Raw genomic sequence first — 20871 nt, 5'->3', positions numbered from 1 at the left:
CCCCTGAGGCCCCGGCCGTCGAGGTCCCGGCCGATCAGGCCGCCGGCGCCTCGGTGACGGCCGGGGCCTCGGCCTGGTCGCCGGCGGCCTGATCGGCCGGGACCTCGACGGCCGGGGCCTCAGGGGTGGCGGCGGGCTGCTGCGGAGCGGGGCGGGAGTCGCGGGACTCGACGGCCGGCGGCGACTGCTGCGCGGCGGTGCTGGTGCCCCCGTCCTGCACGAGCGGGTAGCTGAGGGGAAGGATCCCGACGAGGGCGAGCAGGAGCTGCGTCATGCGGCGCCGGGAGAGGCGCCGGCGACGACCGGGTCGGAGGCTTCGCCACTGTCGGTGAGCGTTTCGTGACACGCGGCCAAGGTAGCGTCACGGTTCCATAACGCCAAGCCCGTTCGAGTGAATTTTCCGGCCCACCCGGCGAGTCGTCACGGGTTCTGGTAAGCGACTCGCGGGCTGACCAGCACGGATCCCCAAACATGCGGGGATGGACTTTTTCGGCAGGTTCTGCCCGCGTCGGAGCCGGAGCGGACCCCGTGGCCCGCCTAGGAAGGTCCCATGACGTGGGTGCTGGTCCTCGGGGCCGTGTGGACGGTGCTGGCCGTGCTCCTGGCGCTCGTCGTCGGCCGGGCCGTGCGCACCGCCGACCGGCGGCAGGCGGCGGACGCCGCGCTGGTGCCCGACTTCGTGCCCGCGGAGTGGACCGCCGCCCCGCCCGTCACCCGGCAGTAGCCCGCCCGGCGCCGGCCGGGCGACGCGGTCTCAGGAGCTCGCCGGGCGCCGACGGCGGCCGAAGGCGCCGAACGCGCGCCGCGCCCGCCCCGGGCGCGCCGACCGGTGGTCCAGCGCGGGCGGGAGCGCATCGTTCCCCGCCCCCGGCTCGTCCGGGGCGGCGTCGGCACTTCCCTGGTCCAGGTGCGCGGCGATCCGCACGGGACCGGCCACCACGTCGTCCTCGATGTCGGGGTGCAGCGAGATCAGCGCGGCCAGGATCGGCAGCAGGGCGTCGGCGACGGCCTGCCCGACCTCCTCGTGTCCCTCGAGGGAGCGGCCGATCGGATCGGCGATGTCGTCGCCCTCCTCGCCCCGGCGCCCGGGGCGGGCCGCGGCCAGGGCGGCGACCAGCCCGCGCGCCCGGTCGGCGAACGCCTCCCCCTCGGGCTGCCCCTCCTCCAGCGCGCCGAGCAGCGCCGCGGCCTCCCGGAGGGTGAACGTGCGCGACAGCGCCCGGGGCACGAGCTCGAGCACCTCGCGGCGGTGGTCCCGGGTCAGGGTGAGGACGAGATCGGCCTCGGTGACCATGCCGGGCTCCAGTTGCCGGGCCACGAACCCGTCGGGGTCGCCGCCGAAGCCGGAGATCACCAGCGCGCTGCGGGGGTGCATCGCGGAGCCGGCGACCGCGCGGGTGCCGGCGCTGACCAGCCGGATGTCGGCGGCCGCCTCGCCGAGGAGCCCGCGCAGGTAGGAGCGGCCCAGCCCCTCGCCCATCGCCGACCGGCAGATGTTGCCGGTGCACACGAGCAGGACGGTGACGGGGGCGGGGGCGGTCTCCTGGTCGGGCACACCCCCAGTCTGATCGTGGCCGTCCACCGCCCGAAACCTCCGATGGGGTGGTTCAGTTCCGGGGAACGGCCACGCCGGAGGCCGGGTACTAGGGTCGATCCGACAGCGGGCGCGCCGACGGCACGCCCGGGAGCAGACACCGCCGGCGTGCCCACGTCTCACACCAGAAGGGGTCCGGATGCCCCGGAGCGGCTTGAACGAGAGCCTCCGACACTTCTTCCAGCCGGCCCACCGGAGGATCGCCGGGGTGCTCCCCCTCCCCCTGCGGCGGCGGTACCTCTACCTGGCGGGGCACGGCCGCCTCCCGCGCCTGCGCGACCCGCAGACCTTCGGCGAGAAGATCAACTGGCGGATCATGCACGACCGGCGCCCGGTGCTGGCCTGGACGTGCGACAAGCTGGCGATGAAGGACCACGCGGCCGCGGTCGCCGAGGAGGCCGGCATCTCGGTGCCGGAGACCTTCTGGTCCGGCACCGACCTCACCGAGGTCGCCGGCCGGGTGTTCGACCGCCCCTGGGTGCTCAAGCCCAACCACCGCAGCGGGCTGGTCCGCTTCGGCACGGCGGAGCAGACGATCGACGCCCGCACGATCGCGGAGACGCGGACCTGGCTCCGCGACGACCAGAGCGTGCTGCTGGGCGAGTGGGCCTACAGCCAGGCCCGGCCGCTCTACGTGATCGAGGAGGCCATCGGCGACGGCGTCACGCCGCCCGACGACTACAAGTACCTGATGTTCGACGGCAAGATCGCCGCGATGTCGGTGGACACCGGCCGCTTCACCAAGCAGCACTCGCGCACCTTCTACACGGCCGACTGGGAGCCGCTGCACATCGCGACCGCCCTGGGCAGCGGCGAGCCCGGCCCGCCGCCGGAGAACCTGGCCGCCCTGAACCACGCGGCCGAGGTGCTCGCCCGCCCGTTCGACTTCATGCGGGTCGACCTCTACAACGTCGACGGCGTCATCTGGTTCAGCGAGTACACGCCCTACCCGGGCGGGGGTGTGCTGCCCTTCGAGCCGCCCACCTTCGACGCCTGGCTCGGGGAGCAGTGGACGCTGCCCGACCTCGACGACGCGTCGGCCCGCTGATCCCGCCCGATGCCCGATCCCAGCACCGGCCCCGCCCACCCCGCTGACCCCGCGCTCCGCGTCCTGAGCGTCGGCCCCACCGGCAGCCAGCCCGGCGGGATGGCCTCCGTCGTCGCCGAGCTCGAGACGCAGAACGGGCTGGACGCCGTGCCCGTGCGGCTGCGGGTCGTCGACTCCGGCGGCATCGGCCCCGCACCGCGGCGCGCAGCGAACTTCGCCCACGCGCTCGCCACCGCCGGCACCGCGCGCGCCGACGTCGCCCACCTGCACGTCGCCAGCCGCGGCAGCACCTGGCGGAAGATGGCGTTCGCCCGCGTCTGGGCCGCGCGCGGCCTCCCCTACGGCATCCACCTGCACGGGGCCGGCTACCGCGACTTCCTCCGGACCACCTCGCCCGCGCTGCGCCGCCGGATCGAGCGGTTCTACGCCCGCGCCGCCTACGTGGTGGTCCTCGGCAACCCGTGGGCCCGTGTCGTCACCGAGGAGCTGGGCGTGCCCGCCGAGCGGGTGCGCGTCGTGCACAACGGCGTGGCCGACGGCGCCCCACCGGTGACCCCCTGGCCTGCCGACCACCCGAAGCGGGTGGTCCTGCTGGGCCGGATCGACGAGGGCAAGGGCGTGCCCGAGCTGCTGCGCGCCTTCGAGCGGCTCGACGACCTCCCCGGCGCCGAGCTGGTGCTCGCCGGCCCGCCGGCCGACCCCCGCGTCGTCGCGCTGGTGGAGGAGGCCACCCGGACCCGTCCGGGGCGGATCACCTACGCCGGCTCGCTGCCCCGGGCGGAGGCCCAGGAGCTGCTGCGGACGGCGTACCTGCTCGCGCTGCCCAGTCACGCCGAGGGGCTGCCGATGGTGGTCATCGAGGCGATGTCCCGGGGCATCCCGGCGGTGACGACCCCGGTCGGCGCCATGGAGGAGCTGGTCACCCACGGGGCGAACGGCTTCCTCGTGCCCCCGGGCGACGTCGACGCCCTGGCCGGGCACCTGGAGCGGCTGCTGCGCGACCCCGGGCTGCGCGACGGGATGGCCCGCGCCGCCTACGACACCTGGGCGGCGGGCTTCGACGCCCGCACCATGTACGCCGCCATCCGCGCCTGCTGGCGGGAGGCGGCGGGCGCTCAGTAGGCGCCGCGCCCGCGGATGACCGCGCCGAGGGTCTTCCAGAGGATCATCATGTCGAAGCTCAGCGACCAGTTCTCCACGTAGCGGACGTCGATGCGCACCGAGTCGTCCCACGAGAGGTCCGAGCGGCCGCTGATCTGCCACAGCCCGGTGATGCCCGGCTTGACCAGGAAGCGGCGGCGCATGTCGAAGCCGTAGCGCTCGGTCTCGCTGGGCAACGGCGGGCGCGGGCCGACGAGGCTCATGTCGCCGCGCAGCACGTTGAGCAGCTGCGGCAGCTCGTCGAGGGAGTAGCGGCGCAGCACCCGGCCCACGCGGGTCACGCGCGGGTCGACCTTGCGCTTGTAGAGCACGCCGTTGCCGTCGTTGTCGGCCTCCAGCACCTCGGCCATCCTGTCGGCGCCCTGCACCATGCTGCGGAACTTGAGCATGGAGAAGGTCTGGCCGTCGCGGCCGACGCGGGTCTGCTTGAAGAACACCGGCCCGCGGCTGGTGGTCTTCAGCGCCAGGGCGATGAGCAGGAACAGCGGGAGCGTCAGCAGCAGCGCCGTGGCGGCCAGCGAGGCGTCGACCGCCGTCTTGGCCAGCCGGCGCACCCCGCGCAGCTCGGGCCGCTCCACGTGCAGCAGCGGGAGGCCGCACACCGGGCGGATCGCCACCCGGGGGCCGACGACCTCGGTCACGGCGGGGGCCAGCAGCAGCTCGGCCTCGGTCTTCTCCAGGTCCCAGCCCAGGCGGCGCAGCGAGGGCCCGTCCAGCTCGGGGCAGGGCATGACGGCGACGGTGTCGACCTCGAACCGCTGCACGACGTCGAGCACCTCGTCCAGGCCGCCGAGCACCGGCAGGCCGTCGAAGTCGGTGGGGCGGTCGGCGGCCCGGCCGTCGGGCAGGCAGCAGCCGATGACCCGGTAGCCGTGGTAGCCGGCGCGGTCCAGCTCGGCGTGCAGCGAGGCGACGGCGTTGCGGTGCCCGACGACGAGCGTCGTCTGCTGGAACGCCCCGCCGGCACGGGCCCGGTGCAGCGCCTGCCGGCGCAGGTAGCGCTGCAGCAGGGTCAGCACGGTCGCGACCGGGAGTGCGATGACGACGAACCCGCGGGCGACGCGGAGGTCCAGGCCCCAGGAGACGACGGCGACCGCGGCCAGCAGGACGGCGGCGGCGTGCAGCACCCGCCGGAACTCCTCGGCCCCCACCCAGAGGAAGCGCTCCTCGTAGCTGCGGCCGATGTGCATGGCGGCCACCCACACCACGGGCATGACCAGCGCGGCCCACAGCGAGTACTGGGCGGCGCCGTCGACGTCGGTGCCGAACCGGCCGAAGTAGCCGATCGTGGCGGCGAGCACGGCGGCGACCGCGTCCCCGAGCACGATGCTGCGCACGTAGGCAGCGCGCCAGGCCCGGCGCGCCTCGGTGCCCTCACCCCTCAGGCGGCGCAGGCCGGGGAAGCGGGACCGCACCGTGGCCGGCAGCACCTCACGAGTCGTCTGGTCGTGAGAAACCTGCATGGGTGAACGAGCCCCCTGGTGCGTCGCGTGTGGTGTGGTCCGGACGGCCCGACCACAACGCTGCCCCACCCGGCGATCACGCGGAGTCAGCACGAGCGAACAGAGAGGCGCCTTTACCTCGTCCTGTCGGACCGCCGGGCTAGACGTTAGCGGTTCTGTGACGATTTGGCTCGCTTACGACATAACTGTACGTAGTGGATAGGTCCACTCACGGACCGTCAGCGGTCCAGGTCACACCCGTGCCCGTCGCGCGGCACGCACCCGGGCACGGGTCAGCTGCGGCTGCCCTGATCGGTGCGCTGCGGCGGGGACGGCGGCCCGACCGCGGAGATCTCGGTGGTCGCCGGCCCCGTCGGCACCTGGACGCGCGGCCCGGCGGCCGGATCGGTCGGCGGCCCGGTCACCACCCCGTCCGGCGTCTCCGCGGCCGGCTCCACCCGCGTGGCACCGGCCGGCGCGGTGGGCGCGGTCGGCTCGGCAGGTTCAGCCTGCGCGGCCGGCGCGGCCGACTCGGTCGGCGCGGCAGGCGCGTCGTCCCCCGTTCGCCGGCCCGGCGCCTGGGACTTCTCCTGGGCGGCGGCGGGCCGGGGCTTCGGCTCGGGCTCCGTGGGGGCGTCCCCGTCGTACCCGTAGGCGGCCGGCGACGACGACGGCGGGGCCATGGTGAGGATGACGCCGAGCATGCGCGCGCCGACCCGGTCGAGGACGGCCGCGGCGCGCTCGAGCTCCTCGCGCCGGGTCTTCCCCTGGCGCGCGGTGAGCAGCACCCCGTCCATCACCACGGCGACGGCGCTGGCGTCCGCGACCGGAAGCAGCGGGGGCGTGTCCACGATGACGTAGTCGTGGGTGGCCCGGAGCTGGTCGACGACGGCGCGCAGCTGGTCGGAGGCGAGCAGCTCGCTGGGGTTCGGCGGGATCGACCCGGCGCCGAGCACCGAGAGCCGGCCGTTGCCGTAGGGCTGGAGGACGTCGTCGAGCTCGGCGGCGCCGGTGAGCGTGCTGGTCAGCCCGGCCCCGTCGACGAGCCCGAGGTAGCGGACCACCCGCGGGTGCCGCAGGTCGGACTCGACCAGCGCGACCCGGTGCCCGCCCTCGGCCAGGGTGAGGGCGAGGTTGACCGCGACGGTGCTCTTGCCCTCGGCGGCGACCGCGCTGGAGACCATGATCACCCGCGGCGGCTGGTCCACGTTGAGGAACTGCAGGTTGGTGCGCAGCTGGCGGAAGGCCTCGGCGGCGCCCGACCGGCTGTTGCGCTCCAGCACGTGCCCGGAGGCGAGCTTCGGGTCGCGGGCGATGGTGCCGATGACCGGGGCGCCGGCGACGTCGGAGGCGACCTTCGCGTCGCGCACCGAGCGATCCAGGCGCACCCGGGCGTAGGCGAGCGCGAGGCCCACCAGCAGGCCGATGAGGACGCCGACGGCGATGTTCGCGTACAGGTTCGGGGCGGTGGGCTGCTCGGCGACCTCGGGGGTGTCCAGGACGGTCACCTTCACCGGCACGGTCGTGACCGGCTCGGCGTCGGGCTCGGTGGGCGTGGTGGTGGTCGTCTCCACCTCGATGACGAGCTCGGTGAACTCGGCGGCGACCGCCGCGGCGATGTCACGCGCCCGCTGCGGCGAGGTGTCGGTGACCGTGATCCCCAGGACGGTGGTGTCCGGCACCACCGACGGCTCGACCCGCTGCTGCAGGCCCGAGGGGGTGAGGTCGAGGTCCAGCCGCTCGATGACGCCCTCGGCGAGGCGCTCGCTGCCGAGGATCTGGACGTAGGAGGCCACCCGGTTCTGGGCGAACTGGCTGCCCTGGAACGCGGCGGTCGTGGAGGTGGCGTCGGTGGAGGTCACCCACACCTGCGCGGAGGAGGTGTAGGTCGGCGTCATCATCAGGGCCATCGCCGCCCCGACGCCCCCGCCCAGGAGCATCCCGATCACGGGCAGGAACCACCCGGCCCGGATCGCCGCGATGGTGTCTCTGAATTCCACTACTTCCTCGTCTCCGTGATCGAGGCCCACGGGTGTGGACCGCAGCCGCGAGCCGCGCGGGACCGCGTCTGCCCCCCGTTCGACACGTCCAGTTGCCGAACGCCCTAGGCTAGATATCCTGCGCCCGATTCTGGCGCGTGGCGTCACCCGTTCGGGCCTCTTCCACGCACTTTCGCCAGTGCTCGACGAAGACCGTGCGCACGACGGCGTTGGAGTGCCGGGCCCTTACACGGTCCCACGCCCGGCGCCCGAGCCCCTGTGCCAGCTCCGGTGAGCCGGCCATCCGGCGGATCGCCGTCCCCAGCGCGTCGGCGTCGGCGGGCGGGACCACCATGCCGGTGTCGTCGACCACCTCGGCGATCTGGCCGACGTCGCTGGCGATGACCGGCGTCGCCAGGCTCATCGACTCCAGGATGATCATCGGCATCGCCTCCGCTCTGCTGGGCAGCACCAGCGCCACCGCCGTCCGCAGGCGGGCGCGCACCTGCTCGGGCGACACCGGGCCCTCGAACACCACCCCGCCGGGGAGCGGGTCGGGCAGCCGGAACTGCGGCGCGAGGTCGCCGAACAGGACGAGTTGCTGGCCGTCGGGCCGGGCCGCCGACCAGGCGTCGAGCAGCACGTCGGCGCCCTTGCGCGGGCCGATCTCCCCGGCGAAGACGAAGCCCGAGCGGTCCGCGCCGACCGGCTCCTCCTCGATCGGCACGCTGTTGGCGACCCGGACGGGCTCGATGCCGAGCGAGCGCACCACCTCGGCGGCGGGCTCGGTGAGCACGAACACCACCCCGGGCAGCCGCAGCACCAGGCGGGCGAGCCGGCGGTTGCCCTCGGCGAAGGCGACGAACTGCGAGCCGTGCACCAGGACGGTGCAGCAGACCCCGCGCCGGCGGGCGAGGGCCAGCAGCAGGCCCTCGCGCAGGAAGGAGCCGTGCTGGGTCAGGTGGAAGTGCCACACGTCGGTGGGCCGCACCTCGCTGGTCAGCACGTTCAGCAAGGTGGACCAGAAGGCGGTCAGCGTGCGCCGCCGGTCGCCGTGCCAGTAGGTGGGCCACTCGCGCACCTCGAGGTCGGGGCCGGCCCAGGTGTTCGTCGTGCGCACCACCGAGGAGACACCGCCGCGCCCCTGCGACGCGTTGCCGATCTGCGTCACGCGCAGCGCAGGTCGCGAGGGGCGGGTCACGCCGGCGCGTCCCCGGATCGGCGGATCACCACGCCCGAGGGGTCGAGCTCCTCGCTGGTCAGCTCGCCGGGCTCCCGCAGCAGCACCAGCCCGCGCTCCGCGAGCTCGCGGGCCACCTGCAGCTGGTGGTCGTCGACGTGCTCGCCGCGCGCCGCCACCCGCGGGACGACGACCGGGCGGACGCCGAGCTCCAGGGCGCGGAGCAGGGTGCCCACACCGGCGTGGGTGACGAAGACGTCGCTCTCGGCCACCAGCCGGTCGAACTCCTCGGCGCGCAGCTCCTGGGTCACCTCGCCGGGCAGGTCGTCGCGGGTGGTGACGCCGAGCTGCCAGGTGACGGTGTCGCCGGGGCGCATCCGGTCGCGGACGGCGTCGACCAGCGCGTCGAAGCGGAACGGCTTGATGGTGCCGAGGCTCACGAAGATGCGGCGCCCCTCGCCGTCCCGGGCCGGGCGGTCGGCCGCCGGGACGGCGGTGAAGTCGTCGAGCAGCGAGGGGCCGAGCTGCCAGCCGGGGCGGTCGGCCCAGCCGGCGTGCTGGCTGTAGCGCCGCGCCCGCGGGAGCCGCTCGAGGATGCGGCCGGTGGCCGAGGGCCCGTCGAAGCGCGAGACGCTCTCGATGTAGACGAACGGGAGCCGCCGCAGCTGCGCGATGGCCCAGGCGGCGATGCCGACGGCGGCACCGGTGCTCAGGACGACGTCGAAGCGCTCGCGGCGGGTGGCCCGGTGCAGCCGGATGCCGGCGCGGACGGCCGGCACCAGCCCGCGGGGGGGCACGTACTCGAGGGTGACCACGCGGCGGTCGCGCAGCAGCGAGCGGCTCTGCTCGGAGTCGAAGGTGGCGAAGACGGAGTCCGGCTGGAGCCCGAACCGCTCGGACCAGCGCACGATCTGGGCGAGGTGGCCGCCGGTCGAGGCGACCAGGAGCGCGCGCTTGCCGCTGAGTGCAGCGGTCAACTCCACCCCTTCACCTGCCGGTTCGGCTCGATCCCGTCGTGGTGGCACCACCGAAGCGTAAAGGGGCCGGGACGCGCAATCGACCTCGCGCTCGCGATGTCGCCGGTTGGGGTGGCGCCGGTCAGCCGACGGCGACGGGCTGCCCGGCCCGCGCCCCGTCGCCCCGCTCCCCGGCGGCCGGCGCCCCGGCGTCGTCGCTGCCGGGGGCGCTGTCGGGGGCTCGGCCACCGAACGATCCCAGCAGGCCGATCAGGAGGAAGAGGGGGATGTAGGAGGGCGGGGAGACGAACACCGGGTTGCCGGTGGACTCCAGCAGGTACTGGAAGATCCAGGCGATCCCGGTGAGGCCGAGGAAGCGGGCGACCGGGTCGGCGTCGCGGGAGAGCCGGCGCAGCCGCCGGAAGACGGCGACGAGCGCGATCAGGAAGGCCAGCATCCCGAGGAAGCCGGTCTCGCCGAGCACCGCCGGCCACATGGTGTCGGTGAGGAACATCGCGTTCCCGGTGCGCTCGGAGAGGCCCCACACGTTCTGGTAGCCGCGCTCGAGGTACAGCGGGCTGTAGAACTCCGAGGCGGTGTCGGAGCCGAAGCGACCGAAGCCGGCGCCGAGCGGGAAGTAGTCCTGGGCGACGAAGAAGGAGTCGCGGGTCATCAGCGTGCGCGCCGCGGTGCCCTCGGACTCGTCGATGTAGGTGGCGACGATGCCCTGCAGGGCGTTGAGCAGCGTCGACCAGAAGAGGATGACGATCCCGGTGACGGCGGTGACCGCCCCTGCGAAGACGCCCGACCGGCCGGCGCGGGAGGTCAGCCACAGGAAGCTGCCCATCATCCCCAGCCAGGTCTTGCGCCGGAACGACAGGATCGCGACCAGGGCCATGCCGGCGGAGAGCAGCCAGGTGAAGCGGGTCGAGCCCATCGTGGTGTTCCACGCGACGACGCCGAGGAAGCCCAGCGCCGCCATGATCCCGAGCGTGCCGGGCTCGACGAACGGGCCGATCAGCGACGGGATCGCCGAGCGGAAGCTGAGCTGGTCGATGTTGCCGACCGTGCTCTGCCAGGTCTGCGGGATGGCCAGGTTCACCAGGCAGCAGAAGATGATGAACAGGAGGACGCCGACGCCGCCCTTGGCCAGGCGGCGGACGTCGTCGCCGGTCCACTGCAGCTGCGCCACCGCGAAGGCGAGCAGCATGCCCTTGCCGGCGAGGGCGGCGCCGGAGCCCAGGACGACGAGGGGCACGCCCGCGGCCAGCCCGCTGACCACGCCGAGCACGCCGTAGAGCGCCCACCACGGCAGGCCGGGGAAGCTGCGCAGCGGTTGGCCGCTGAGGAGCCGCGGCCCGACGCAGACCACCAGCGAGGAGGCGATCGCGAGCTCGTCGAGCAGGTCCACCGCGCTGCTGCCGGTCACCTGGGCCGCCGTCTTGCCGAAGATGGCCACGAGGACGGCGACGGCGATGAAGCGCTTGGGGTGGGTGACGCCCCAGACGAACACGGGGACGGCGAGGACGCCGAGGAGCACCAGGACGGGCTCGTAGGCCGCGGCGGCGGTGAGCCCCGCGACGGCGAGCACGCAGACGGCCAGCGTGCGCGGCACGGTTCTGGTCAGCGCGTCGCCCACCTCGACCCCTTCCCGCCCGCCGGCGCCCCGCCCGGGCGACACGGTCCACACCGGCTGCCGCGCAGCGTTGCACGCGGGCCGACCCTCGACAATGCCACGGCGCGGCACCCGCCCGGCGGCCTGCGACCGCCGTCACACCCGATCGTGTCCGACTCCACCTGCACGGTCGATTCTCCGCGCTGCCCGGAGCCGCCCCGCTGGCGTCGGGGCCGGTCCGTGGTCGAACATGGCGGGTGTCCCGTGGCGGACGGGCCGGGGGAACCACCCCGGCCGGCGCGGCGGAACACATCACCGGAACCACAGGAGCACTGCGTGAAGATCTCGGTCATCGGCTGCGGGTACCTGGGCGCCGTCCACGCCGCATCGATGGCCGAGCTGGGTCACGAGGTCGTGGGCATCGACGTCGACGACGCCAAGATCGCCTCGCTCTCCAAGGCCGAGGCGCCGTTCTTCGAGCCCGGCTTCGAGGAGCTGCTGGAGCGCACCCTGGCCACCGGGCGGCTGCGCTTCTCCACCGACTTCGCCGACGCCGCCGGCTCCGCCGTCCACTTCGTCTGCGTGGGCACGCCGCAGAAGCGCGGCGAGTACGCCGCGGACATGCGCTACGTGGAGGGTGCGGTCGAGTCGCTGCTCGCCGTCCTCTCCCCCGGTGAGCTCGTCGTCGGCAAGTCCACCGTCCCGGTGGGGACGGCGGCGCGGCTGGCCGAGCTGATCGACGCCAAGGCGCCCGGCGCGCTGCTGGCCTGGAACCCGGAGTTCCTGCGCGAGGGCTTCGCCGTGCAGGACACGCTGCACCCCGACCGGCTGGTCTACGGCCTGCCCGCCGGCGCCGACGGCGACACCGCCCGGGCGCTGCTCGACGAGGTGTACGCCTCCATCGTCGAGCGCGGCACCCCGAAGGTGGAGAGCGACTACGCCACCGCCGAGATGGTGAAGACGGCGGCCAACTCGTTCCTCGCCACGAAGATCTCCTTCATCAACGCGATGGCCGAGCTGTGCGAGGCCACCGGCGCCGACGTGAAGCTGCTGGCCGACGCGATCGGCTTCGACGACCGCATCGGCCGCAAGTTCCTCAACGCCGGCCTCGGCTTCGGCGGCGGCTGCCTGCCCAAGGACATCCGCGCCTTCATGGCCCGCGCCGGCGAGCTGGGTGCCGACCAGGCGCTGACGTTCCTGCGCGAGGTCGACAACATCAACATGCGCCGCCGCATCCGCATGGTGGAGCTGGCCCGCGAGGTCTGCGACGGCTCGCTGCTGGGCAAGCGGGTCGCCGTCCTGGGCGCGGCGTTCAAGCCCGACAGCGACGACATCCGCGACTCGCCGGCGCTCAACGTCGCCGCGCAGCTGCAGCTGCAGGGCGCCGTCGTGCGGGTGACCGACCCGGCCGCGATCGAGAACAGCCGCCGGCAGTGGCCGCAGCTGGACTATGCGGCGACGCCGGAGGAGGCCGCCGAGCGCGCCGACGCCGTGCTGGTGCTCACCGAGTGGCAGCAGTACCGCCAGCTGGACCCGGAGGCCTTCGGCCGGGTGGTCAAGCAGAAGCGCGTGCTGGACGGGCGCAACGCCCTCGACCGCGAGGCGTGGACCGCCGCCGGCTGGACCTACCGGGCGCTCGGCCGCCGCGCCGGCTGACCTGCTGCTCCCGCCGATCAACCCTGCCGTGCCCCTGACCCCCTGCGAACGCCCGTGGTGATCCGACGCGTCGGCCGTGCCGTGCGCGGCGGCAAGCTGGTCAGCCGGGGGCTCACCGTCGCCGACCAGGCGATCTCCAGCGCCAGCAACATGCTGCTGTCGGTGGCGATCGCCACCGGGGTCAGCGCCGCCGTCTTCGGTGAGTTCGCGCTGATCTACAGCATCTACTGGCTGCTGCTGGGCGGGACGCGCGCCGCCGTCCTGGACCCGCTGCTGATCACGCAGCGGAACGTGCTCAAGGGCGCACCGGTGCACCTGGTGGCCGCGGTGTCGGCGACGGCGGTGGGCGCGCTCGGCATCCCGGTCGGGCTGCTGCTGCTGGCCACCCCGGTGGACGTGGCCTGGGCGGTGTTCTTCCTCGGCCTGCCGGTGCTGCTGCTCCAGGACGCGCTGCGCTACGTCGGGTTCCTCGAGCAGCGGCCCGGCCGGGCGGTGCTGCTGGACGGCGTGTGGCTGGTCGTCATGGTCGTGGCCACCGTGCTGGCGCTGACCGGGGTGATCGCGGGCACGGCGGCGGTGCTGGCGCTGTGGATCCTCGGCGCCCTGCTGGCCGACGTCATCGGGCTGGTGGCCTTCGGCATCCGGCGGGAGCCGGTGCGGCTGCGGGAGCGGCTGAAGGCGATGTGGCCGGTGTCCGGCCCGCTGCTGGGCGACTTCGCGCTCTCGTCGGGCTCGGGGCAGCTGACGATCTTCGTGCTGCCGCTGGTGGCCGGCACGGCGCTGCTGGGCCAGTTGAAGGCCGCGCAGGTGGCCAACGGCCCGCTCAACATCACCGTCGCCGCGGCGAGCGTCATCTGCCTGCCGATGGTGGCGCGCGCGGTGGAGTCCGACGCCGGCCGCGGGCTGCGCATCGGCCGGATGGCGTCGCTGGCGCTGGCCGGGGTGGCGGTCGTCTACGGCACGGTGCTGGTGCTGCTGCCCGAGGACGTGGGCCGGGCGCTGTTCGGGGAGTCGTGGGGCTCGGGCTGGCTGGTGGCCGCGGTGAGCGCGCAGATGGTGCTGTTCGGCATCACCCACGGCGCGCTGCTGGCGATGCGCGGCTCCCGCAACACCAAGGCGGCGCTGCGGGTGCGCATCGGCGTGGCGCCGATCGCGGTGTTCCTGCCGGTGGCGCTCACCGCGGTGTGGGGCCGCACCGGGCTGATGGTGGGGCTGGTGGTCGCGGCGGCGACCATGTCGCTGGTGAGCTGGCTGGTCGCCGTCCGGGTGGTGCCGCAGACGCCGCCCGACGCGGAGGGGCCGGCCGACGGCGAGCCCGTCGACGAGCAGGCGGCCGCCCCGACCGGCAAGAACCCGCTGGGCTCGCCGGCGTCAGCGGCGCAGTAGCCGTCAGTCGGTCGCCGGTTCGATGGCGACGCTCTCCCGCGACTCGCCCCAGCGGGCGTCGGAGAAGTAGACGGTGTGCTCGCGCCGGGTGTTGCTGGCGGCGTAGATGCCCTGCTTGAAGTAGATGCTCTGGCCCTCGAACAGGGTGGCGCCGACGGCGTTGACCACGCGGTCGCCGTTGATCCAGACCTGCACGTTGCCCTCGTCGGGCTGGGTGGACCACTCGATGCGGACGACGTGGTCGAGCCACACCCCCCGCTCCAGCGGGCCGAGGTCGTAGGTGGCGACGTGCTCGGCGGACTCGCGCCCCTGCAGCCCACCGCGGATGGAGAGCCGGATCTCGGGCTCGGGGCCGTCGGTGACCCAGAGGTCGACGTTGGGCGAGCCCTCGTTCGCCGTCTGGTGCCACTGGGTGTAGATGAGGAACTCGTCGCCGCCGTCCCAGAAGAAGTCCTCGGGGAAGTAGGTGGACCACGAGTACCACTGCACGTCGCCCTCGCGGGGGACGCCGGCCTCCTCGATGGTGGAGCGCACCTCGCCGCGGATGGTGGTGTCGACGCCGAAGGTGAAGTCGCCCGGGCGCGCGGAGAAGGCGCCGGAGTACTCGTAGCCGGGGCGCACCGGCTCCTCGACGACCCGTACCTGCTCGGGGCGGGCGCCCTGCACCTCGCTCCAGTCGGAGAGGTCGCCGTCCTGGTAGCTCCACACCTGCTCGGGCTCCGCGACCTCCTCGGCCGACTCCGAGCCGGAGGGCGAGGCGTCGGTCGGGCGGGTGATCTCGAAGCGGTCGCCGGTCGTCGGGACGGGCTCGAGGTCGGCGCGCGGGACGGTGGTGGACTCGATGGGGGTGGACGTCGGCTCGGCCGTGGCGTGCGGGGCCTCGCCCTCGCGGGGGCCGGGCTCGTCGGAGCCGCAGGCGGTCAGCACGAGGGACGCCGTCACCACCAGGGCGAGCGGGAACCGGTGGCGTCCTCGAGTCGTCACGGTCCCCTCAAAGTCATGGTCTCGGCACGGTGGGCGGCGCAGCGCCCCGGACGGCGGCCGGCTCGCAGGGCGCGAACCCGCGCCGGGTGACCACGGGCGGGGCGCCCGAGGTTACCCACCGAGAGGTCGTGACCGCAGAGTGACCGCCACGCAGTGGGCAACGAGGTGTTCACCCCCCGGGTTCCCTGACGAAAAGCGGCGACCGCGCGGAGCGCTTACTGTGGGACGCGATGATCTTCCCGAGGTGCGACGTCGACGAGCAGCCCGAGGTGCCCGCCGCGCCTCTGGAGGGCTGACGGTGTCGGCTCCTCGTCCCGGTACGACCTCTCGTGGCACCCCCGCCCGGTCGGCCGGTCAGCACGCGGGTGAACGCACGTCGGGGCGCCCGGCAGCGATCCCGGCGCGCCCCCGGGCGTCGTCGTCCGGCCCCACCCCGGCGCGGCCGACCGCCCGGCTGGACTCGCTGACGGGGCTGCGGTTCATCGCCGCGCTGCTGGTCTTCGGCTCGCACACCATCGCCACGTTCGAGACGACGCCGGAGGGCGACGCGCTCTACCCGTTCCTGGAGCCGGGCGCGGCCGGGGTGAGCTTCTTCTTCATCCTGAGCGGGTTCGTGCTCACCTGGACCCACCGCCCCGGTGACCGGGCCGGCCCCTTCTACCGGCGGCGGTTCGCCCGCATCGCGCCCGCGTACTGGGTGGCGGTGATCGCGTTCATCCCGCTGAACGCGCTGGCCCGGCCGGAGGAGACCGGGGAGCTCCTGTGGCACATGGCGCCGTCGTTCGTCGGCCTGCACGCGTGGATCCCCGACAACGAGTACTACTGGGCCGGCAACGGCGTCACGTGGTCGATCTCGTGCGAGATGTTCTTCTACGCGATGTTCCCGCTGCTCATCGTGCAGGCGCTGCGGCTCTCGGAGCGGGCGCGCTGGATCGCAGCCGGGGTGCTCTGCCTGCTGGTGATCGTGCCGCCGATCGTGCTGGCGCCGCTGACGCACGGCGAGACGGTGGCCGACTGGGCGATCTTCATCTTCCCGCTGCAGCGGCTCTGGGAGTTCTGCCTCGGCATCCTGATCGCGCTGTGGGTCAAGGAGGGGCGCCGGATCCGGCGGATCGGGCTGGGCGGCTCGCTGGCGCTGGTCGCCGTCGCCTACGTGATCGCCGCCTACGCCCCGGCGTACCTGATCTGGGTCGCGATCCCCTTCATCCCGTTCGCGCTCACCATCGCGACGGCGGCGCAGGCCGACCTGGACGGGCGCCCGTCGGTGTTCCGCCACCCGGTGCTGGTGAAGCTTGGCGAGTGGTCGTTCGCCTTCTACCTCACCCACCAGCTGGTGATCCGGGCGATCGACTACGTGCTGATGCCCACCACGCTGGCGATGGCGCTCTGGGCGACGGCGCTGGCGCTGGTCGTCTCGATCGCGAGCGCCTACGTGCTGTTCACGGTGGTGGAGAAGCCGCTCGAGCGGCGGCTGCGCGGTGGCTCGCTGCCGGTCAGCACGGGCGGAGCCGGCCACACCCCAAAGCGGTAGCGGGGCCCCGCGTAGGCATGAGCGGCCCTCGCATCGCGGCCAGCCGGCGGAGGCACTCCGTCGACGTGTGGTGACAAGCAGAAGTTGCACGGGCGCCTCGACCTGGAGATTCCACAAGGCCATCAGCTACGCCACGCCAAAGTCTCACGTCACCTAGCTGAAGTGACCGGGGAGGTTGGTCAAGCGGCTGATGGGTGGATGAACCGCCCCGGGATTGATGGAGGCTTCCAACCCCCGAAGGATGGAAGCCATGGCGGCACCGAGGAAGTACCCCGACGAGGTCCGGGATCGGGCCATCCGACTGGTGCGTGATCTTGTCGACAGCCCTGACGATGCGATGACCGTGACCGGCGCCTGCCGGCGGGTGGGTGAGCAGCTGGGCATCAACACCGACACGCTGCGGAACTGGGTCAAGCAGGTCCTGGTCGATGACGGCGAGCGGCCCGGGGTGCCCACCGGCGATCGGGCCCGGCTGATCGCGCTGGAGCGGGAGAACCGCGAGCTGCGGCGGGCGAACGCGATCCTGAAGACCGCGTCGGCTTTCTTCGCGGCGGAGCTCGACCGCCCACAGCCACGCTGATCGCCTACATCGACGCTCACCGGAAGCATTTCGGGGTCGAGCCGATCTGCCGGGTCCTGACCGACGCCGGCGCCAAGATCGCCCCGAGCACCTACTACGCCGCGAGGACGAGGCCGCGATCGGCGCGGGCGCTGCGAGACGAGCAGCTGCTCGCGCAGATCCGGCGGGTCCACCGGGACAACTACGGCGTCTACGGGGTGCGCAAGATGTGGCGGCAGCTGCACCGCGAGGGTCTGCCGGTGGCCCGCTGCACCGTCGAGCGGCTGATGCGTGCCGACGGCCTGGCCGGCGCGATCCGCGGCAGGACCCGCCGCACCACCGTGCCGGCCGAACTGGCCGCCCGCCCCGGGGACCTGCTCGAACGCGACTTCACCGCCCCGGCGCCCAACCGTCGCTGGGTCGCCGACATCACCTACGTCGCCACCTGGTCCGGCTTCGTCTATCTCGCCTTCGTCACCGACCTGTTCTCCCGCCGGATCGTGGGCTGGCGGGCCTCGACCAGCCTGCGGGCCGATCTCGCCCTCGATGCCCTGGAGCACGCCATCTGGCAGCGCAGTCGCGAGGGCGCGGACCTGGCCGGGCTGATCCACCACTCCGACCGCGGGGTGCAGGGCGGATTCAAGCGGTCGTCGCAACACCCCGACGAAAAGGGTGTGCTGATGGGACGACCGCCAGGATGGATGACGACGATCACGGGGCGGCCGGCGATGCGTTCGCCGGGCAGGCCGCCGATCCGGCGCGATGTCGAGCGCGCGTTCTGGACGAAGGTCGCAGAGGGGTTGACCAGCGAGGACGCGGCGGTTGCGTGTGGCGTGTCGGGGCCGGTGGGGTCGCGGTGGTTCCGGGAACGCGGCGGCATGCCCCTGATTGACCTGGCTCCGTCGTCGGGTAGATATCTGTCGTTCGCAGAGCGGGAGGAGATCGCGCTACTGCGAGCGCGGAACGTGGGGGTCCGCGAGATTGCCCGGCGGCTGGGAAGGGCGCCCTCGACGATCTCGCGGGAGCTGCGCCGCAACGCCGCCACGCGGGGTGGACGGCTGGACTATCGAGCCGGAATCGCGCAGTGGAAGGCGGAGTTGATGGCCCGCCGACCCAAGGCGGCCAAGCTCGTCGAGAACGACCGGTTGCGCGACTACGTCCAAGACCGGCTGGCCGGGGCGATCCAGCGCCCGGACGGCACCGTGGCGGCCGGCCCCATCACGCCGGAGTGGAAGGGCCGGAACAAGCCTCGCCGACAAGATCGCCGATGGGCGACCGCGTGGAGTCCGGAGCAGATCGCCCGCCGGTTGCCGGTCGACTTCCCCGAAGATGAGTCCATGCGGATCTCGCATGGGGCGATCTACCAGGCCCTTTACGTGCAAGGTCGGGGTGCGCTCAAGCGCGAGTTGGTCGCGTGCCTGCGGACCGGCCGGGCGTTGCGGGTGCCGCGAGCGCGTACCCGGCAGCGCGCCCAGGGCCACGTCACGCCGGAGGTGATGATCAGCGAGCGGCCCGCCGAGGCCGACGATCGGGCCATCCCCGGGCACTGGGAGGGCGACCTGATCATCGGCACCGACCGGTCGGCGATCGGCACGCTGGTGGAGCGCACGACGAGGTTCACCATGCTGCTGCACCTGCCGCGGATGGCCGGCTACGGGGTCGAGCCGCGCGTGAAGAATGGGCCCGCGCTGGCCGGCTACGGCGCCGAAGCCATGCGCGACGCGATTACCGCGAAGATCGGCACGCTGCCCGACCAGCTGCGGCGCTCGCTGACCTGGGACCGCGGCAAGGAGCTCGCCCAGCACGTCCAGTTGAAGATCGACACCGGCCTGGCGGTGTACTTCGCCGATCCGCACAGCCCCTGGCAGCGCGGCACCAACGAGAACACCAACGGCCTGCTGCGGCAGTACTTCCCCAAGGGCACCGACCTATCGCGATGGACCACCGACGACCTCGAGGCCGTCGCCGCGGCCTTGAACGGCAGGCCCCGCAAGACGCTGGGATGGCAGACCCCCGCCGAGGCACTCGACCAGCACTTACTCTCGGCGGTACAGGCTGGTGTTGCGAGGACCAGTTGAGTCCGGGCAGTACCTGGCGATCCGCTACACCGAACGGCTGGCCGAGATCGGCGCCGTGGGATCGGTCGGCTCGGTCGGTGACTCCTACGACAACGCCGCCGCCGAGTCGCTGATCGGCCTGTTCAAGACCGAGGTGATTCGGCGCCGCGGCCCCTGGCGCGGGCTCGACCAGGTCGAGATCGCCACCCTGGAATGGGTCGACTGGTTCAACAACCGGCGGCTGCACGGCGCCTGCGGGAACATTCCGCCCTCCGAGTACGAACAGCAGCACTACCGTCAGATCACCGCCCTCGAGAGCATCGAGGCGGCAGAACCGAGCCTCCACTGAACCCGGGGCGGTTCAGCTGAGATCGTGACCAGCCAGCCCGGGCTGGGACCGATCCTGGGCGCCCGGGTGCTCGCCGAGTTCGGCGACGACCACGCCCGCTACGCCAACGCCAAGGCCCGGAAGAACTACGCCGGCACCTCCCCGATCACCCGTGCCTCGGGAACCCGCCGCATCGTGCTGGCCCGCTACGCCCGCAACAAGCACCTCGCCGACGCCGCCCACCAGTGGGCGTTCTGCGCGCTCACCGCCTCACCGGGGGCACGGGCGTACTACGACACCATCCGCGCCCGCGGCGTCTCCCACCACGCCGCCCTCCGACAGCTGGGCAACCGGCTCGTCGGCATCCTGCACGGCTGCCTGAAGACCAGAACCGGCTACGACGAGACCACCGCATGGCCCTCGATCAACGCGGCTGCGGCTTGACGCCTAAGCCCATGGGATGTCTGATCCCGCAGCGGTGCAGCACCGCCCCGGCGGTCGAGGGCGCCACGCCGGTCTCGGCCCCGAGCCGGACCGCGCCCCACCGCTTGCGCAGCCGCAGAGACACGATCCGCTTCGTCTTCGGCGCACCGATCTTGTTGGGGCTGGAGTGTGGTCGGCTGGAGCGATCGAACATGCCGGTCCTGCCCAGCAGCCGGTATGGCTCGGCCCACCAATCGGCGGTCTTTCACGCGCCCCCCGAAGAACTCGGCAGCCCGAACCTTGGGCCAGCCCTCCTTGATGACCAGTCGGGCCATGCGGAGACGCTGGCGTGGAGTCTGAGCGGCATTAGACATCCCACGGTTCGAAGGTTCAAGCAGCTGCCCGAGAATCGGGTTGGTAGCGGGGCCAGGCGGTGGCCTCGTCGTAGGGACGGCCGTGTCGCAGGCAGCCGTGCAGGATGCCGACCAGTCGATTGCTGACTGCTCGCAGCGCCTGGTTGTGTCCGGCGCCGCGGGCGCGGTGCTCGTCGTAGTAGGCGCGGGCGCCCGGCGAGTTCGTCAGCGCGGCGAAGGCCTGCAGGTGGAGCGCGTCGCGTAGCCGTTTGTTGGTGGCTACCCGGGCGAGGACGGCGCGACGGGTGCCCGAGGCCTTGGTGATTGGCGCAGTTCCGGCGTAGTTCTTGCGGGCCTTGGGGTTGGCGTAGCGGGTCGGGTCGTCGCCGAACTCGGCCAGCACCCGGGCGCCGAGGATGCCGCCGAGCCCGGGCTGGCTCAGCAGGATCTCAGCGGCCGGGTGCTGGCCAAAAGACCCCTCCAACTGCCTTTCCAGGCTGCGGACCTGCGTGACAGTGGCCCTAACCCGGATCTTTCGCCCGCCCATCGGTGATCATCGGGATGCGACTCGGTGGGCCGCCGGTGCGTGATTCTGGCATTGGGGTGTGACGGTTCGGCC

The 20871-nt window shown here is 73.2% G+C and carries 16 protein-coding genes, 4 pseudogenes and 1 other annotated feature; of the genes and pseudogenes, 11 read left to right on the top strand and 9 right to left on the bottom strand.

Annotated elements, in window-relative coordinates:
- Positions 1-34: 34 nt before the first annotated feature.
- Complete coding sequence (locus E9529_RS17250; protein WP_236832501.1) at positions 35-274, bottom strand: hypothetical protein; 240 nt, start codon at positions 272-274, stop codon at positions 35-37.
- A 276-nt stretch (positions 275-550) separates the two neighbouring features.
- Between E9529_RS17250 and E9529_RS17245 the strand changes: the two genes are divergently transcribed.
- Positions 551-724 (top strand): hypothetical protein, encoded by a 174-nt coding sequence (locus tag E9529_RS17245; RefSeq protein WP_236832500.1) that lies wholly within the window; start codon positions 551-553, stop codon positions 722-724.
- Positions 725-754: 30 nt separating this feature from the next.
- On the opposite strand, the gene E9529_RS17240 is transcribed toward E9529_RS17245, so the two are convergent.
- Entirely contained in the window at positions 755-1555 is an 801-nt protein-coding gene (locus tag E9529_RS17240) for a hypothetical protein (RefSeq protein WP_236832499.1), read from the bottom strand.
- Between the two features lie 247 nt (positions 1556-1802).
- On the opposite strand from E9529_RS17240, the gene E9529_RS17235 reads away from it, so the two are divergent.
- Both E9529_RS17235 and E9529_RS17230 read left to right on the top strand, forming a co-directional pair.
- Positions 1803-2642 (top strand): ATP-grasp fold amidoligase family protein, encoded by an 840-nt coding sequence (locus E9529_RS17235; RefSeq protein WP_236832498.1) that lies wholly within the window; start codon positions 1803-1805, stop codon positions 2640-2642.
- Between the two features lie 9 nt (positions 2643-2651).
- Positions 2652-3764 carry a glycosyltransferase family 4 protein gene (locus E9529_RS17230; protein ID WP_236832497.1) on the top strand — a complete coding sequence of 371 codons (1113 nt, stop codon included), beginning with the start codon at positions 2652-2654 and terminating at the stop codon, positions 3762-3764.
- On the opposite strand, the gene E9529_RS17225 is transcribed toward E9529_RS17230, so the two are convergent.
- The 5 genes from E9529_RS17225 to E9529_RS17205 form a co-directional block, all read right to left on the bottom strand.
- Positions 3758-5266 carry a sugar transferase gene (locus E9529_RS17225; RefSeq protein WP_236832496.1) on the bottom strand — a complete coding sequence of 503 codons (1509 nt, stop codon included), beginning with the start codon at positions 5264-5266 and terminating at the stop codon, positions 3758-3760. The two genes, E9529_RS17230 and E9529_RS17225, sit on opposite strands and share 7 nt — an antisense overlap.
- A 272-nt stretch (positions 5267-5538) precedes the next feature.
- Positions 5539-7245 (bottom strand): polysaccharide biosynthesis tyrosine autokinase, encoded by a 1707-nt coding sequence (locus E9529_RS17220; RefSeq protein WP_236832495.1) that lies wholly within the window; start codon positions 7243-7245, stop codon positions 5539-5541.
- A gap of 109 nt (positions 7246-7354) precedes the next feature.
- Positions 7355-8425: a glycosyltransferase family 4 protein gene (locus E9529_RS17215; RefSeq protein ID WP_236832494.1), complete on the bottom strand. Its 1071-nt coding sequence runs from the start codon at positions 8423-8425 to the stop codon at positions 7355-7357.
- Positions 8422-9387 (bottom strand): glycosyltransferase, encoded by a 966-nt coding sequence (locus E9529_RS17210; RefSeq protein ID WP_236832493.1) that lies wholly within the window; start codon positions 9385-9387, stop codon positions 8422-8424. The genes E9529_RS17215 and E9529_RS17210 overlap by 4 nt, the downstream gene beginning before the upstream one ends.
- Before the next feature lie 115 nt (positions 9388-9502).
- Positions 9503-10999: an O-antigen ligase gene (locus E9529_RS17205; protein ID WP_236832492.1), complete on the bottom strand. Its 1497-nt coding sequence runs from the start codon at positions 10997-10999 to the stop codon at positions 9503-9505.
- A gap of 312 nt (positions 11000-11311) precedes the next feature.
- On the opposite strand from E9529_RS17205, the gene E9529_RS17200 reads away from it, so the two are divergent.
- Positions 11312-12631: a UDP-glucose/GDP-mannose dehydrogenase family protein gene (locus E9529_RS17200; RefSeq protein ID WP_236832491.1), complete on the top strand. Its 1320-nt coding sequence runs from the start codon at positions 11312-11314 to the stop codon at positions 12629-12631.
- 54 nt (positions 12632-12685) lie between these two features.
- Positions 12686-14017, top strand: coding sequence for a hypothetical protein (locus tag E9529_RS17195; RefSeq protein ID WP_236832490.1), 1332 nt, complete (start codon positions 12686-12688; stop codon positions 14015-14017).
- Between the two features lie 3 nt (positions 14018-14020).
- On the opposite strand, the gene E9529_RS17190 is transcribed toward E9529_RS17195, so the two are convergent.
- Complete coding sequence (locus E9529_RS17190) at positions 14021-15001, bottom strand: polysaccharide lyase (RefSeq protein WP_236832489.1); 981 nt, start codon at positions 14999-15001, stop codon at positions 14021-14023.
- Between the two features lie 298 nt (positions 15002-15299).
- On the opposite strand from E9529_RS17190, the gene E9529_RS17185 reads away from it, so the two are divergent.
- The 6 genes and pseudogenes from E9529_RS17185 to E9529_RS17160 form a co-directional block, all read left to right on the top strand.
- Positions 15300-16532, top strand: coding sequence for an acyltransferase family protein (locus tag E9529_RS17185; RefSeq protein WP_236832488.1), 1233 nt, complete (start codon positions 15300-15302; stop codon positions 16530-16532).
- Between the two features lie 241 nt (positions 16533-16773).
- Positions 16774-17112: a transposase gene (locus E9529_RS17180; protein WP_236832487.1), complete on the top strand. Its 339-nt coding sequence runs from the start codon at positions 16774-16776 to the stop codon at positions 17110-17112.
- Positions 17070-17198: a sequence feature (AL1L pseudoknot), on the top strand. It overlaps the preceding gene by 43 nt.
- Positions 17109-17711 (top strand): annotated as a pseudogene (locus tag E9529_RS17175) (IS3 family transposase); the annotation flags it as partial. (Overlaps the previous feature by 90 nt.) The gene E9529_RS17180 and the pseudogene E9529_RS17175, both read left to right, overlap by 4 nt.
- Before the next feature lie 81 nt (positions 17712-17792).
- The gene (locus tag E9529_RS17170; protein ID WP_236832502.1) at positions 17793-19169 is read left to right on the top strand and encodes an IS30 family transposase; all 1377 of its coding nucleotides are present in this window, start codon (positions 17793-17795) and stop codon (positions 19167-19169) included.
- Between the two features lie 7 nt (positions 19170-19176).
- Positions 19177-19497 (top strand): annotated as a pseudogene (locus E9529_RS17165) (integrase core domain-containing protein); the annotation flags it as partial.
- A gap of 15 nt (positions 19498-19512) precedes the next feature.
- A pseudogene (locus tag E9529_RS17160) lies at positions 19513-19920 on the top strand (transposase); the annotation flags it as partial.
- A gap of 369 nt (positions 19921-20289) precedes the next feature.
- Here the strand turns inward: E9529_RS17160 and E9529_RS17155 are convergent.
- A pseudogene (locus E9529_RS17155) lies at positions 20290-20760 on the bottom strand (transposase); the annotation flags it as partial.
- Positions 20761-20871: the final 111 nt, after the last annotated feature.

The organism is Blastococcus sp. KM273128 (assembly GCF_021698975.1).
Classification (GTDB): Bacteria; Actinomycetota; Actinomycetes; order Mycobacteriales; family Geodermatophilaceae; genus Blastococcus.
This window is presented reverse-complemented; position numbering and strand designations above follow the sequence as displayed.

Coding starts and splice junctions, on each gene's coding strand:
- E9529_RS17250 (WP_236832501.1), bottom strand. CDS start 274: ATGACGCAGCTCCTGCTCGCCCTCGTCGGGATCCTTCCCCTCAGCTAC.
- E9529_RS17245 (WP_236832500.1), top strand. CDS start 551: ATGACGTGGGTGCTGGTCCTCGGGGCCGTGTGGACGGTGCTGGCCGTG.
- E9529_RS17230 (WP_236832497.1), top strand. CDS start 2,652: ATGCCCGATCCCAGCACCGGCCCCGCCCACCCCGCTGACCCCGCGCTC.
- E9529_RS17225 (WP_236832496.1), bottom strand. CDS start 5,266: ATGCAGGTTTCTCACGACCAGACGACTCGTGAGGTGCTGCCGGCCACG.
- E9529_RS17180 (WP_236832487.1), top strand. CDS start 16,774: ATGGAAGCCATGGCGGCACCGAGGAAGTACCCCGACGAGGTCCGGGAT.
- E9529_RS17170 (WP_236832502.1), top strand. CDS start 17,793: ATGACGACGATCACGGGGCGGCCGGCGATGCGTTCGCCGGGCAGGCCG.